The sequence below is a fragment of the Stenotrophomonas sp. NPDC077421 genome (assembly GCF_049545505.1).
GTDB lineage: Bacteria > Pseudomonadota > Gammaproteobacteria > Xanthomonadales > Xanthomonadaceae > Stenotrophomonas > Stenotrophomonas nematodicola.
In genome coordinates, this window is the sequence record NZ_JBMWDP010000003.1 from 129,344 (window position 1) to 141,561 (window position 12,218).

The 12,218-nt window shown below is 67.0% G+C and carries 14 protein-coding genes; 4 read left to right on the plus strand and 10 right to left on the minus strand.

Annotated features, from left to right (window positions below; genetic code table 11):
- Positions 1-27 precede the first annotated feature (27 nt).
- The 9 genes from lolD to ACPEH1_RS02900 form a co-directional block, all read right to left on the minus strand.
- Positions 28-756 carry a lipoprotein-releasing ABC transporter ATP-binding protein LolD gene (lolD, locus tag ACPEH1_RS02860; RefSeq protein ID WP_423715198.1) on the minus strand — a complete coding sequence of 243 codons (729 nt, stop codon included), beginning with the start codon at positions 754-756 and terminating at the stop codon, positions 28-30.
- Positions 749-1,990, minus strand: a complete 1,242-nt coding sequence (locus ACPEH1_RS02865) for a lipoprotein-releasing ABC transporter permease subunit (protein WP_017355970.1) — start codon at positions 1,988-1,990, stop codon at positions 749-751. The genes lolD and ACPEH1_RS02865 overlap by 8 nt, the downstream gene beginning before the upstream one ends.
- Positions 1,991-2,013: 23 nt before the next feature.
- Positions 2,014-2,385, minus strand: a complete 372-nt coding sequence (locus ACPEH1_RS02870) for a hypothetical protein (RefSeq protein ID WP_423668969.1) — start codon at positions 2,383-2,385, stop codon at positions 2,014-2,016.
- 28 nt (positions 2,386-2,413) lie between these two features.
- Positions 2,414-2,662, minus strand: a complete 249-nt coding sequence (locus tag ACPEH1_RS02875) for a succinate dehydrogenase assembly factor 2 (RefSeq protein WP_017355968.1) — start codon at positions 2,660-2,662, stop codon at positions 2,414-2,416.
- A gap of 150 nt (positions 2,663-2,812) precedes the next feature.
- Positions 2,813-3,598: a succinate dehydrogenase iron-sulfur subunit gene (locus ACPEH1_RS02880; protein ID WP_017355967.1), complete on the minus strand. Its 786-nt coding sequence runs from the start codon at positions 3,596-3,598 to the stop codon at positions 2,813-2,815.
- A 163-nt stretch (positions 3,599-3,761) separates the two neighbouring features.
- On the minus strand, positions 3,762-5,552 hold the full coding sequence (gene sdhA, locus ACPEH1_RS02885; protein ID WP_017355966.1) for a succinate dehydrogenase flavoprotein subunit: 1,791 nt from the start codon (positions 5,550-5,552) through the stop codon (positions 3,762-3,764).
- 31 nt (positions 5,553-5,583) lie between these two features.
- Positions 5,584-5,970 carry a succinate dehydrogenase, hydrophobic membrane anchor protein gene (gene sdhD / locus ACPEH1_RS02890; protein ID WP_136005859.1) on the minus strand — a complete coding sequence of 129 codons (387 nt, stop codon included), beginning with the start codon at positions 5,968-5,970 and terminating at the stop codon, positions 5,584-5,586.
- A complete protein-coding gene (gene sdhC / locus ACPEH1_RS02895; RefSeq protein WP_017355964.1) occupies positions 5,967-6,359 on the minus strand; it encodes a succinate dehydrogenase, cytochrome b556 subunit in 393 nt (130 codons plus the stop codon). Before sdhC ends, sdhD begins: the two co-directional genes overlap by 4 nt.
- Before the next feature lie 56 nt (positions 6,360-6,415).
- On the minus strand, positions 6,416-6,589 hold the full coding sequence (locus ACPEH1_RS02900) for a DUF1674 domain-containing protein (RefSeq protein WP_082316384.1): 174 nt from the start codon (positions 6,587-6,589) through the stop codon (positions 6,416-6,418).
- Positions 6,590-6,628: 39 nt separating this feature from the next.
- Here ACPEH1_RS02900 and ACPEH1_RS02905 point away from each other — a divergent pair, with 39 nt between their 5' ends.
- On the plus strand, positions 6,629-7,492 hold the full coding sequence (locus ACPEH1_RS02905; RefSeq protein ID WP_423715199.1) for a YgfZ/GcvT domain-containing protein: 864 nt from the start codon (positions 6,629-6,631) through the stop codon (positions 7,490-7,492).
- A 98-nt stretch (positions 7,493-7,590) separates the two neighbouring features.
- Here the strand turns inward: ACPEH1_RS02905 and ACPEH1_RS02910 are convergent, their stop codons facing one another.
- On the minus strand, positions 7,591-8,685 hold the full coding sequence (locus tag ACPEH1_RS02910; RefSeq protein ID WP_136005857.1) for an ABC transporter ATP-binding protein: 1,095 nt from the start codon (positions 8,683-8,685) through the stop codon (positions 7,591-7,593).
- Between the two features lie 353 nt (positions 8,686-9,038).
- Here ACPEH1_RS02910 and zwf point away from each other — a divergent pair, with 353 nt between their 5' ends.
- The 3 genes from zwf to pgl are packed head-to-tail and all read left to right on the plus strand — an operon-like array spanning position 9,039 to position 12,198.
- Entirely contained in the window at positions 9,039-10,475 is a 1,437-nt protein-coding gene (zwf, locus tag ACPEH1_RS02915; RefSeq protein WP_017355961.1) for a glucose-6-phosphate dehydrogenase, read from the plus strand.
- Entirely contained in the window at positions 10,472-11,479 is a 1,008-nt protein-coding gene (glk, locus tag ACPEH1_RS02920; RefSeq protein ID WP_017355960.1) for a glucokinase, read from the plus strand. Before zwf ends, glk begins: the two co-directional genes overlap by 4 nt.
- The gene (gene pgl / locus ACPEH1_RS02925; RefSeq protein WP_017355959.1) at positions 11,476-12,198 is read left to right on the plus strand and encodes a 6-phosphogluconolactonase; all 723 of its coding nucleotides are present in this window, start codon (positions 11,476-11,478) and stop codon (positions 12,196-12,198) included. Before glk ends, pgl begins: the two co-directional genes overlap by 4 nt.
- Positions 12,199-12,218: the final 20 nt, after the last annotated feature.

Sequence of the window (12,218 nt, forward strand, 5' to 3'; positions counted from 1 at the left end):
CGGCAGTTCAGCGCCTGGACGGGGTGCTCAGACCTGGTCGTGCGACAAGGCGTGCAGGCGACCTTCGCGCAGTTCCAGCACGCGGTCCAGCTTGCGTGCCAGGCTGCGGTCGTGGGTCACCAGCACCAGACTGGTGTGGTGGGCGCGGTTGAGCTCCAGCATCAGGTCGAACACGGTCGCGGCGGTCTTGTCGTCCAGGTTGCCGGTGGGCTCGTCGCCCAGCACGCAGGCCGGCCGGTTGACCAGCGCGCGGGCCACGGCGGCGCGCTGGCGCTCGCCACCGGACAGCTCGCTGGGCTTGTGCTCCAGGCGGTGGCCCAGGCCGACCGACTCCAGCAGCAAACGGGCGCGCGCCTGTGCATCGGCCACGTCCGCACCGCCCAGCAGCACCGGCATCATCACGTTCTCCAACGCGGTGAATTCGGGCAGCAGGTGATGGAACTGGTACACGAAGCCCAGCGTGCGGTTGCGCAGGCTGCCGCGCGCTGCATCGGAGAGCTGCGACATGCGCACGCCAGCCACCAGCACCTCGCCCGCCGTGGGCAGGTCCAGGCCACCAAGCAGATGCAGCAGGGTGCTCTTGCCGGCACCGGAGGCGCCGATGATCGCGACCGTCTCGCCGGTGTTGACGCTCAGGTCCAGGCCATCGAAGACCGGGGTCTGCATGCGCCCTTCGGAATAGGTCTTGCCCAGGCGCTCGGCGCGGAGCACTTCCTGGCCGCGGACGCTCACGTCATGCCCGATCACATCATTCATAACGCAGGGCCTCCGCCGGCTGGGTGCGGGCAGCGCGCCACGCGGGATACAACGTCGCCAGGAAGCTCATGACCAGTGCGACCACCGTGATGATGATGATGTCCGGCGCCTGCATGTCGGTGGGCAGGCCGGTGATGTAGTAGACGTCCTCGGGCAGCAGCTTGACGTTGAACACCGTCTCGATCGCACCGAGGATGCGTTCGAGATTCAAGGTCAGGGTGATGCCGCCGATCACGCCCATCACGGTACCGAAGATGCCGATCAGCGAGCCCTGCACCATGAAGACCTGCATCACCCCGCCCGGGGTCAGGCCAAGCGTGCGCAGGATCGCGATGTCGGCCTGCTTGTCGGTGACCAGCATCACCTGCGAGGACACCAGGTTGAAGGCCCCCATCGCGATGATCAGCGACAGCAGGATGCCCATCACCACTTTTTCCATGCGCAGCGAGTGGTACAGGTTGGCGTTCTGCTGGGTCCAGTCGCTGACCCGGTAGGCCCCGTGCAGCGCATGCGCCAGATCCAGGCCGACATCCAGCGCCTTGTCCATGTCGTGCAGCTTCAGGCGCACGCCGGTCGCGCCATCGATGCGCAGGACACGCTCCAGGTCGCTCATGTTGGCGTAGGCCACGCCGCGGTCGATCTCGTTGTAGCCGGCCTCGAAGATGCCGCTGACGGTGAAGCGCTTCAGCCGCGGCATCGCGCCCATCGGCGTGCCCTGCACTTCGGCCAGCGTCACCACCACGGTGTCGCCGACATCCACGCCGAGCCAGATGGCCAGTTCACTGCCCAGCAGCAGGTTGTAGCTGCCGGGGGTCAGGCTGTCGTAGCTGCCGCGCTTGAGCTTCTGATTGATGACCGAGACCGTGGGCTCCAGCGCCGGGTCGATGCCCTGCACGATCGCGCCCTGCACGCGTGGACCGCTCAGCATGGCCTGGATCTCGATGTACGGCGCGGCACCGGCCACGCGCGGGTCCTTCATGGCCAGATCCACCGACCGCTGCCAGTCGGCCATCGGCGCGCCGTCGCTGGTGATGGTGGTATGCGCGGACATCTGCAGCAGGCGGTCGCGGATCTCCTTCTGGAAGCCGCTCATCACCGCCAGGGTGGTGATCAGCACGGTCACGCCCAGCGCGATGCCAAGGATGGACGCCATCGAGATGAAGGAGATGAAGCCGTTGCGACGTTTGGCGCGCAGGTAACGCAGGCCGATTGCGACAGGTATGGGTTTGAACATGCAGGTGTGCCGGACAATTCAGGCTATGGTGCCATTGCGCGACGTGAACGGGAAATGCAGCGGGTGCCGACGGCCAGTCGCAGTTCACGTCGCTGCGCCGCCGACAGGGTATCGGGCCAGAACAGCAGTGCGTGCCGGCGCCACCCCTGCCGCCAGCGAAGCTGGACCAGCGGTCCCCGGAACCGCACCACGAAGGCCTCGACCGGCCTGCCGTCCACCATGACGGCCGCCTCGCCAGGCGGAACAAGCAGGTGCCGGGGACGCCGCCGGACCTGACCTGCCGCTTCGACAAGGGACGCCATCACGACCGTCCCGGCCACCCACTGCCAGTGCGGCGACGGCAGATCGCTCATCGACAGCGCCCAGGGCACGAGCATCGCCAGCAGGACCTGCACGCGGCATTGCCTGCGCGAGGGCCGCCATTCAAGCCGGCAGGGCGCGGATCCTGGCGATGAGCGCGGCCGGCTCGGCATGGGGGCACTCCTCGTAGCCCATGAACCACCGCCACAGCCTATCGTCCTCGCATTCCAGCAGGAACAGGAAAACCTCGCGCTCTGCAGTCGGCGCACCGGCCCATTCGCGGTCAAGGTAACGCTCGAACAGCTGGTCCAGCTCACGCATGCCACGGCGGCAGCGCCAACGCAGCTTTTTCAGCAGGGTTGCTTCATCCATCGGTGTGGCTCCTTGAACGACAAGGCCTTAAACGGTAAAGCCGAGCATGGCTCGGCTTTACCTTTTCGGTTCAGCCGGGCAGAGCCCGGCGCTACAGAGCCGCGGGCAGAGCCCGGCGCTACGGAGCCGCGGGCTGAGCCCGGCGCTACGTCAGGCGCGGCGCGCCATCATCAGCTTCTTGATCTCGGCGATGGCCAAGGCCGGGTTCAGGCCCTTCGGGCAGGTCCGGGCGCAGTTCATGATGGTGTGGCAGCGGTACAGCTTGAACGGATCTTCCAGGTCGTCCAGACGCGCCCCGGTGTCCTCGTCGCGCGAATCGACGATCCAGCGGTAGGCCTGCAGGAGGATCGCCGGGCCCAGGTAACGCTCACCGTTCCACCAGTAGCTCGGGCAGCTGGTCGAGCAGCAGGCGCACAGAATGCACTCGTACAGCCCGTCCAGCTTCTTGCGGTCTTCCGGCGACTGCAGGCGCTCGCGATCCGGCGGCGGCGGGGTCTGGGTGCGGATCCACGGCTTGATCGACGCGTACTGCGCGTAGAAGTGGGTCAGGTCCGGCACCAGATCCTTGACCACGCTCATGTGCGGCAGCGGATAAATCGGCACTTCGGCCTTGCCGCAGTCAGCGATGGCGCGGGTGCAGGCCAGCGTGTTGGTGCCATCGATGTTCATCGCGCACGAACCGCAGATGCCCTCGCGGCACGAACGACGGAAGGTCAGGGTCGGATCAATCTCGTTCTTGATCTTGATCAGCGCGTCCAGAACCATCGGGCCGCACGCGTCCAGATCGATCTCGTAGGTATCGGTACGCGGGTTGCTGTCGTCGTCGGGATTCCAGCGGTAGATCTTGAACGTACGGGTGTTCTTCGCGCCGCTCTTGGCGGGGAAGTGCTTGCCCTTTCCGATCTTGGAATTCTTGGGGAGGGAAAACTCGGCCATGGCTGTTCTCGTTGGCTCAGGCGGCTCGCGCTGCGATGCAGGCGCGGCTAGCACGGAAGATGAGGAAGTCGACACCGCCGGCCCGCAGCGCGCGCACCACCCCACCCGTGTGGGCGGAGGAAGTGGCAGGCACTGCGTGGCCGGAGGTCATGCCGAAGGTCGCTTAGTAGACGCGCGGCTTGGGCGGGACCACGTCCACGTCCTTGCTCAGCGTGTACATGTGGACCGGACGGTAGTCGAACTCGCACTTGCCCTTCTCGTCGACGCTGACCAGCGTGTGCTTCTGCCAGTTGACGTCGTCGCGGTCCGGATAGTCTTCATGCGCGTGCGCGCCGCGGCTTTCCTTGCGCTGTTCGGCCGAGTTGATCGTCGCCACCGCGTTGAGCAGCAGGTTGTTCAGCTCGTAGGTTTCGATCAGGTCGGAGTTCCACACCAGCGAACGGTCGGAGACCTTGACGTCCTGGAAGGAGTCGAAGATCTCGGCCATCTTGCCGCAGCCTTCCTGCAGGGTCTTGCTGGTACGGAACACCGCCGCGTCGTTCTGCATGGTGCGCTGCATGCGGTCGCGGATGACCGAGGTCGGGGTGTCGCCGTTGGCGTAGCGCAGCTTGTCCAGCAGGCCGAGCGCCTTGTCGCAGGCGTCCGACGGCAGGGTCTTGTGCGACTGGCCCGGCTTGATGGTATCGGCGCAGCGGTTGGCCACCGCACGCCCGAACACCACCAGATCCAGCAGCGAGTTGGAGCCCAGGCGGTTGGCACCGTGCACCGACACGCAGGCTGCTTCGCCGATGGCGTACAGGCCCGGCACCACGGCATCGGGGTTGTCGCCAACCTTGCGCACGACTTCGCCGTGGTAGTTGGTCGGGATGCCACCCATGTTGTAGTGCACGGTCGGGATGACCGGAATCGGCTGCTTGTGCACGTCGACGCCGGCGAAGATGCGCGCGCTTTCGGCGATGCCCGGCAGCTTGTCGTCGATCACGCCCGGGCCGAGGTGGGTCAGGTCGAGCAGGATGTGGTCCTTGTGCTCGCCGACGCCGCGGCCTTCGCGGATTTCGATGGTCATCGAACGCGACACCACGTCGCGCGAGGCCAGGTCCTTGTAGTGCGGTGCGTAGCGCTCCATGAAGCGCTCGCCGTTGCTGTTGCGCAGGATGCCGCCTTCGCCACGCACGCCTTCGGTGATCAGGCAGCCCGCGCCGTAGATGCCGGTCGGGTGGAACTGCACGAACTCCATGTCCTGCATCGGCAGGCCGGCGCGCATGACCAGACCGCCGCCGTCGCCGGTGCAGGTGTGGGCCGAGGTGGCGCTGAAATACGCGCGGCCGTAACCGCCGGTGGCCAGCACCACGCCGTGGGCGCGGAACAGGTGCAGCGAGCCGTCGGCCATGTCCAGGGCAAGCACGCCGCGGCACACACCTTCCTCATCGAAGATCAGGTCGAGCGCGAAGTACTCGATCATGAAGCGCGCGTTGTGCGCCAGCGACTGCTGGTACAGCGTGTGCAGCATGGCGTGCCCGGTGCGGTCGGCCGCGGCGCAGGTGCGCTGCGCGGACGGGCCTTCGCCGTACTTGGTGGTCATGCCACCGAACGGGCGCTGGTAGATCTTGCCCTCTTCGGTACGGCTGAACGGCACACCGTAGTGTTCCAGTTCGATGATGGCCGGAATCGCTTCGCGGCACATGTACTCGATGGCGTCCTGGTCACCCAGCCAATCCGAGCCCTTGATGGTGTCGAAGAAGTGGTAGCGCCAGTCGTCCTCGCCCATGTTGCCCAGCGCGGCGGAAATACCGCCCTGCGCGGCCACGGTGTGCGAGCGGGTCGGGAAAACCTTGGTCAGGCAGACGGTCTGCAGGCCCTTGGCGGCAAGACCGAACGTGGCGCGCAGACCGGCACCGCCGGCGCCGACCACGACCATGTCGTACTTGTGTTCCGTAATCTTGTAAGCGGACATCTAATCTGGATTCCTGTCTTGGTGCCTGGACTCAGGCAACGCCGAGCGCAATGCGGGCGACCGCAAAAACACTGACGATCGCGCCGAGCACGGCGATGAACTTCACCGTGGTCTGCAGCGCCAGGGCCAGCAGCGAGTTGTGGATGTAGTCTTCCAGCACGACCTGCAGGCCGAGCTGGGCGTGCCAGAACATCGCGACCAGGAAGCCGACCAGCAGGACCGCGTTCCACGGCTTGGACACCGCTTCGGTGGCGGTCACGTAATCGGCGCCGATCAGGCTCAGCACGAACACCAGGAACCAGATGGTCAGGCCCACCAGCGCGGTGGCGGTCAGGCGCTGCATCACGAAATGCTCGGTGCCGGTCTTGGCAGCGCCAAGGCCACGCACGTTCTTCAGCGGGGTACGGAACTTGTTCATGCGGTGGCTCCGGCGAACACATAGGCCCAGACCAGCGCGGTGATCACCAGGCTGGCGAAGACCGAGACCCAGCTGCTGCGCACAAAGGCGGGAATGGAGAAGCCGATCGCGAAGTCCTGCACGATGTGGCGGATGCCATTGCACAGGTGGTAGGCAAAGGACCACGTCCATGCGAACAGGAACAGCTTGCCGTACCAGCTGCCGGCATGGCCGGTGAAGCAGTTCCAGGATTCAGGGCCCATCATCAGGGCGAGCAGGCCGCCCGCAATGATCAGGGCTCCAACAGACAGAAAGATGCCGGTGGCTCGATGCAGGATCGAGGTGGCCATCTGAATCTGCCAGCGATACACCTGAAGGTGCGGGGAAAGGGGACGTTCTCTGGCGGCCATTCGCTGGGCTCGTTGTCTCGGCTGGGCGGCGCAATGCCGCGTTGGCTCAATGCTGATCAAAAATCGATGCAGCGTCCGTTTTTCTCCCAGTCTCCATACCGCACCGGATCAAGTCCGCCGCGGCCACCAATCTCCACGGGCACCGCGGGGGTCTCGGGAAGCGGCTGCTTCTGCTCGACCTGCGGGGCTGGGGAGTCGGATTCTGGAGTGGGGGTTGTTTGGCCTATCATGGGTGGTCTCGCAACGCACAAATTTTAGACCCCGTTCACGTGCCTGACAACCTGCCCCCTGCTTTCGTCGGATATCCGGCCCTCTCCGGTCACCAGCTGCTCAGCCTGGAAGGCCCCGATGCGGCCGCATTCGCGCATGCCCAGTTCGCCAGCGACGTCACTGCCCTGCCCCTGCGGCATTGGCAGTGGAGCGCCTGGCTGAGCGCCAAAGGCCGCACCATTGCTGTGTTTCAGCTGATCCGCCTGGACCAGACGCAGGTGGTGCTGGTGCTCGCCGACGGCGATGCCGATGCGATTGCGTCGCAGTTGCAGCGCTTCGTGTTCCGCCGCAAGGTGAAACTGACGGTGCGTACCGATCTGGGCGTGGCCGGCAGCTTCACTGCGCCGGAAGCCGCCTCCGGCGCCGCCATCGCGGTGCTCGGCGAGACGCTCGAACTGGATGTGGGCAGCGATGCCCTGCCCCGGACACTGCGCATCGCCGCCCTGGACGACACGGTGCTGGCAGATGACCCGGCATTCGCGCTCGCCTGGCGCCAGGCCGATCTGCGCTACGGCGTGCCGCGCCTGGACGTCGATCAACGCGAACAGTGGACGCCACAGCAGCTGGGCCTGGATCGACTGAACGGCTACAGCGTCAAGAAGGGCTGCTATCCCGGCCAGGAAATCGTGGCGCGCACGCATTTCCTCGGCAAGGCCAAGCGGGCGCTGCAGCTGCTGCGGGTGGGCGCCGGCATCACCAGCGGCGCGCAGGTCCAGCAGAATGGCGCGGCGATCGGCACCGTGGTCAGCGTGGCTGGCGAACTGGCGCTGGCAGTGCTGCCGCTGGAGATCGCCAGCGATCCGCTGGAGATCGGCGGCGTGGAAGTGGCCTCGCTGCCCCTGCTGGACGGCCTGGCGCGGTAAGTGCGTGGACCCGGCCCTCGGCCGGCGTCCCCGTCATCCGTGCTGCTGACCGGCCAAGGCGGGGTGGGTGCGGACCCTTGGTCCGCCCACCTGAGGCCTCAGGCGTCGTGGTTCAACCGCTCGCCGGTCTCCGCATCGAAGAAGTGCAGCCCCTTCGGCTGGATCGCCACGCGGATCGACTCGCCGACCTGCGGCAGGGCCTGCGGCGCCACGCGCATCACCAACGGCTGGCCGCCACTGGTCATGTTCACGAAGATCTCGTTGCCCACCGGCTCGATGCCGTCGATGGTCGCCTCGAAGCCCGTCGCATCCTCGGCCGCGGCCGGCTGCAGATGCTCCGGACGCACGCCCACGGCGATGGTCCGGCCGATCCAGCCCGCATCGACTGACGCCTGGCCCAGCGGTGCGGTCAGCGCCGCCTCCTGCACGACCACGCCGCGGTCATTGCGCTGCAGGGTGCCGCGAAGCACGTTCATCGCCGGGCTGCCCAGGAAGCCGGCCACAAACAGGTTGGCCGGGCGGTCGTAGAGCGCCATCGGCGTATCGATCTGCTGGATGATGCCGTCCTTGAGCACCACGATGCGCTGGCCCAGCGTCATCGCTTCCACCTGGTCGTGGGTGACGTAGATCATCGTCGTGCCCAGCTTGCGATGCAGCTGCGCGATCTCGGTACGCACACTGTGACGCAGCTTGGCATCCAGATTGGAGAGCGGCTCGTCCAGCAGGAACACCGCCGGCTCGCGCACCAGCGCGCGACCCAGCGCAACGCGCTGGCGCTGGCCGCCGGACATCGCCTTGGGCAGCTTGTCGAGCATCTCGGTCAGGCCCAGCGTCTGCGCCGCCTCGTTGACCCGCCTGCTGATCGTGGCCTTGTCGTGACCGCGCAGCTTCAGGCCGAAGGCGAGGTTCTCGGCCACGGTCATATGCGGATACAACGCATAGCTCTGGAACACCATTGCGATATCGCGATCCTTCGGCGCCACATCGTTGACCACGCGGTCGCCGATGGTCAGCGTACCGCCGCTGATCTCCTCCAGCCCGGCGACCATGCGCAGCAAGGTCGACTTGCCGCAGCCGGACGGCCCGACCAGCACCATCAGTTCGCCATCGGCCACCTCGAAGGTCGCGCCCTGCACGGCCACCTGACCGTTGTCGTAGACCTTGCGAACCCCCTGCAACTGCACTTTTGCCATATCACCATTCCAGTCCGCCCGGACTCCGGGCTGTTATGCGGAACTGCCCTCGGCCCTCCCGATGGCAGGTCGATGGCGTGGTGCCGCATGACGGCGACCACTGCAATCGAATACAGTCTGCGCATTCTGCCATGTAAACGTTTTCACGTGGCACTATCCGATGGTCGGCAACGACGTCGGCGCCAGCGGGGCGGTTTCCTCCCCTGCGCGCCGGGTCGTCAGGCCGTCACGCCAGGCCCGTCGGGTGGACGATGCCGCGATCGCAACATGCGGTCAACGTACCCACCCGTACCCCCGAGAACATAGACGAGAAGCGATTGACAACGATGTCACCCGGATCTGAAACTCGAGCGATGCACGACACCCTCTTCCTGTTTGGCGCCACAGGCGATCTGGCCCAGCGTTATCTGTTCCCATCGCTGCTGCGACTGCTCGGCGACGGCCTGCTCCCCGAAGACTTCAAGGTCCGTGCGCTGGCGCTGTCGCCGCACGACACCGAGGCCTTCCGCGAAATCCTGCGGCCGCGCCTGCAGCAGGCCATGCCGATGGCCAGCCAGGAGGACATCCAGTCGCTGCTGCAGCGCATCGACTACCGTTCGGTAGACCTGCGCGACCCACAGTCCGTCGCCGACTCGGTGCGCGATCTGGTCAACCGCCGCTGCGTGAGCTACCTGGCGATCCCGCCGGGCCTGTACATCTCCACCTGCGAAGGCCTGGCCCTGGGCGGCGCGCTGGCGGCCCCGCACCGGCTGATGCTCGAGAAGCCGATCGGCAGCGACAGCGCCAGCGCCGAGGAGATCATCTCCACCATCGGCCAGTGGATCGACGAAGACCGCGTGTTCCGCCTGGACCACTACCTGGGCAAGGCAGCAGTGCAGAACCTGATCGCGCTGCGCTTCGGCAACACGCTGCTGGAAGCGGTCTGGAACCGCAATTACATCGAGTCGGTGCACATCCTGGTGGCCGAGAGCGAGGGCGTGGACGGCCGCGATGCGTATTACGCCCGCTCCGGTGCGCTGCGCGACATGGTCCAGAGCCACATTCTGCAGTTGCTCTGCCTGGTGGCGATGGAGCCGCCGGCGTCGCTGGAAGCCGACCGCATCCGCGACGAGAAAGTCAAAGTGCTGCGCTCCCTGCGCCCCCTGGATGCCACGCACGCCGCGCGCGACAGCGTCCGCGGCCGCTACACCGCCGGCACCATCAACGGCCAGCCCGCGCAGGCCTACCAGCCGCCTGAAGGCAGCGACGTGGAAACCTTTGCCGGGGTCACCGCGCACATCGACAACTGGCGCTGGTCCGGGGTGCCGTTCCATCTCGTCACCGGCAAGCGCCTGGCCGAGCGCACCACCCGCGTGGTGGTCACGCTCAAGCCGGTCACGCACTGGCTGTTCGAGCGCCCGGACCGCGGCAATGCCACGCCCAACCGCATTACGTTCCAGCTGCAGCCGCAGGAGAACATCGAGCTCGGCCTGATGAGCAGCCTGGCCGGCCCGGAATGGGGCGCGCTGGAACTGCACCCGCTGGAGCTGGAGCTGTCGGTACCCACGGGCCTGCACCGCCGCATCGCCTACGAACGGCTGTTCCTGGACGCCTTCAACGGCAACCACGCGCTGTTCGTGCGCGACGATGAAGTGCGCGCCGCCTGGGCCTGGATCGACAGTGTCAGCGATGCCTGGAAAGCCGCGGCCCTGCCGCTGCAGCCCTACCCCGCCGGCCAGTGGGGCCCGGAGGAGGCAATCGGCTTCCTGCCTGCCGACGTGGACGCCGATGCCGGCAAGGATCGCGCATGAGCGGGGCGTCACAACCGGTGCTGGTCGCCGATATCGGGGGCACCAATGCCCGTTTCGCGCTGGCCGACACGGCGCAGGCCGCGCCGCTGCAGCAGGACAGCATCCGCGAGTTCGTGGTCGCCGATTTCCCGTCGCTCGGCGATGCGGCGCGCCACTATCTGGACCAGATCGGCGCCGAGGCGCGCCGCGGCGTGTTCGCCGTGGCCGGCCGCGTGGATGGCGATGAGGCGCGCATCACCAATCATCCGTGGGTGATCTCGCGTGCGCGTACCGCCCACATGCTCGGCTTCGACGAACTGCACCTGATCAACGACTTCGCCGCCCAGGCGATGGCGATCTCGCTGCTGCAGCCGCAGGACGTGGTCCAGGTCGGTGGCGCCGCATGGGTGCCCGGCAAGCCCGGCCAGCCGCGCAACTATGCGGTGATCGGCCCGGGCACCGGGCTCGGCGTGGGCGGGTTGATCCTGCGCCACGGCCGCTGCTATCCGCTGGAAACCGAAGGTGGCCATGTCAGCTTCCCGCCGGGCACGCCTGAAGAAATCCGCATCCTGGAAATCCTCTCCGAACAGTTCGGCCGCGTCTCCAACGAGCGCCTGATCTGCGGGCCGGGACTGGTCAACATCCATCGCGCCGTGTGCGAGATGGCCGACATCGACCCCGGTCAGCTGCAACCGGTGGACGTCACCGCGCGCGCGTTGCATGGCGATCCGCAGGCAATGCGTACTGTGGACGTGTTCTGCGCCGTGTTCGGCGCCATCGCCGGCGACCTGGTGTTGATCCAGGGCGCGTGGGACGGCGTGTTCCTGACCGGCGGGCTGGTGCCGAAGATGCTGGACTCACTGCAGCACTCCGGTTTCCGCCAGCGTTTCGAGCACAAGGGACGCTTCTCCTCGATCATGGCCCGGGTGCCGTCGCTGGCGGTGATGCACCCGCACGCCGGCCTGCTCGGCGCCGCCGCCTACGCCGCAGACGCCGAGCGCGATCTGCAGGGAGCTGCCGCATGACCGCGCTGGACACGCAGGACCGTTTCACCCTGATCCGCCACGGCGACGCCGACGCCTGGATCGAGGCCGTGGCCGCAGAGATGGCACAGCTCCTCAACCAGGAGATCACCGCATTCGGCCGTGCGCGCATGCTGCTGTCCGGCGGGACCACGCCAGCACCGGTCTACCAGGCACTGGCCGAGCTGGACGTGCACTGGGATCGCGTCGAGGTCAGCCTGGTCGATGAGCGCTGGCTGTCCCCGCAGGACCGCGACAGCAATGCCTGGCTGGTGCGCGAGAGCTTCCTCACGCGTGCCGAAGGCGCCCATTTCGATCCGCTGGTGCGGGTCGGCAAGCCGCTGGCCGAATGCGTGTACACCGCCAACCTGCAGGCGCAGCACAGCCAGCGGCCGTGTCTGAGCGTGCTGGGGATGGGCAACGACGGCCACACCGCCTCGCTGTTCCCCGGTTCCCGCGACCTGGCCCGCGCCGTGGACAGCACCCTGCCCTATGCGGCGCTGGATGCCACCGGCTGCCCGGGCGCCAACCAGTGGCCACTGCGCATCACCCTGACCCCGCACGGGCTCGGCCAGAGCCGGCAGCGTCTGCTGCTGCTGCGCGGCAAGCAGAAGCTGGACGTGCTGCGCCAGGCGCTGGACAGCAACAATCCGCACCTCTATCCCATTCTCAACGCGATCGACATCGGCGGCACCAAGCTGCGCGTGCACTGGTGCGACTGACCTCGCCCCGGTGGTATTCC

Coding starts and splice junctions, on each gene's coding strand:
- lolD (WP_423715198.1), bottom strand. CDS start 756: ATGAATGATGTGATCGGGCATGACGTGAGCGTCCGCGGCCAGGAAGTG.
- ACPEH1_RS02865 (WP_017355970.1), bottom strand. CDS start 1,990: ATGTTCAAACCCATACCTGTCGCAATCGGCCTGCGTTACCTGCGCGCC.
- ACPEH1_RS02875 (WP_017355968.1), bottom strand. CDS start 2,662: ATGGATGAAGCAACCCTGCTGAAAAAGCTGCGTTGGCGCTGCCGCCGT.
- ACPEH1_RS02880 (WP_017355967.1), bottom strand. CDS start 3,598: ATGGCCGAGTTTTCCCTCCCCAAGAATTCCAAGATCGGAAAGGGCAAG.
- sdhA (WP_017355966.1), bottom strand. CDS start 5,552: ATGTCCGCTTACAAGATTACGGAACACAAGTACGACATGGTCGTGGTC.
- sdhD (WP_136005859.1), bottom strand. CDS start 5,970: ATGAACAAGTTCCGTACCCCGCTGAAGAACGTGCGTGGCCTTGGCGCT.
- sdhC (WP_017355964.1), bottom strand. CDS start 6,359: ATGGCCGCCAGAGAACGTCCCCTTTCCCCGCACCTTCAGGTGTATCGC.
- ACPEH1_RS02900 (WP_082316384.1), bottom strand. CDS start 6,589: ATGATAGGCCAAACAACCCCCACTCCAGAATCCGACTCCCCAGCCCCG.
- ACPEH1_RS02910 (WP_136005857.1), bottom strand. CDS start 8,685: ATGGCAAAAGTGCAGTTGCAGGGGGTTCGCAAGGTCTACGACAACGGT.
- zwf (WP_017355961.1), top strand. CDS start 9,039: ATGCACGACACCCTCTTCCTGTTTGGCGCCACAGGCGATCTGGCCCAG.
- glk (WP_017355960.1), top strand. CDS start 10,472: ATGAGCGGGGCGTCACAACCGGTGCTGGTCGCCGATATCGGGGGCACC.
- pgl (WP_017355959.1), top strand. CDS start 11,476: ATGACCGCGCTGGACACGCAGGACCGTTTCACCCTGATCCGCCACGGC.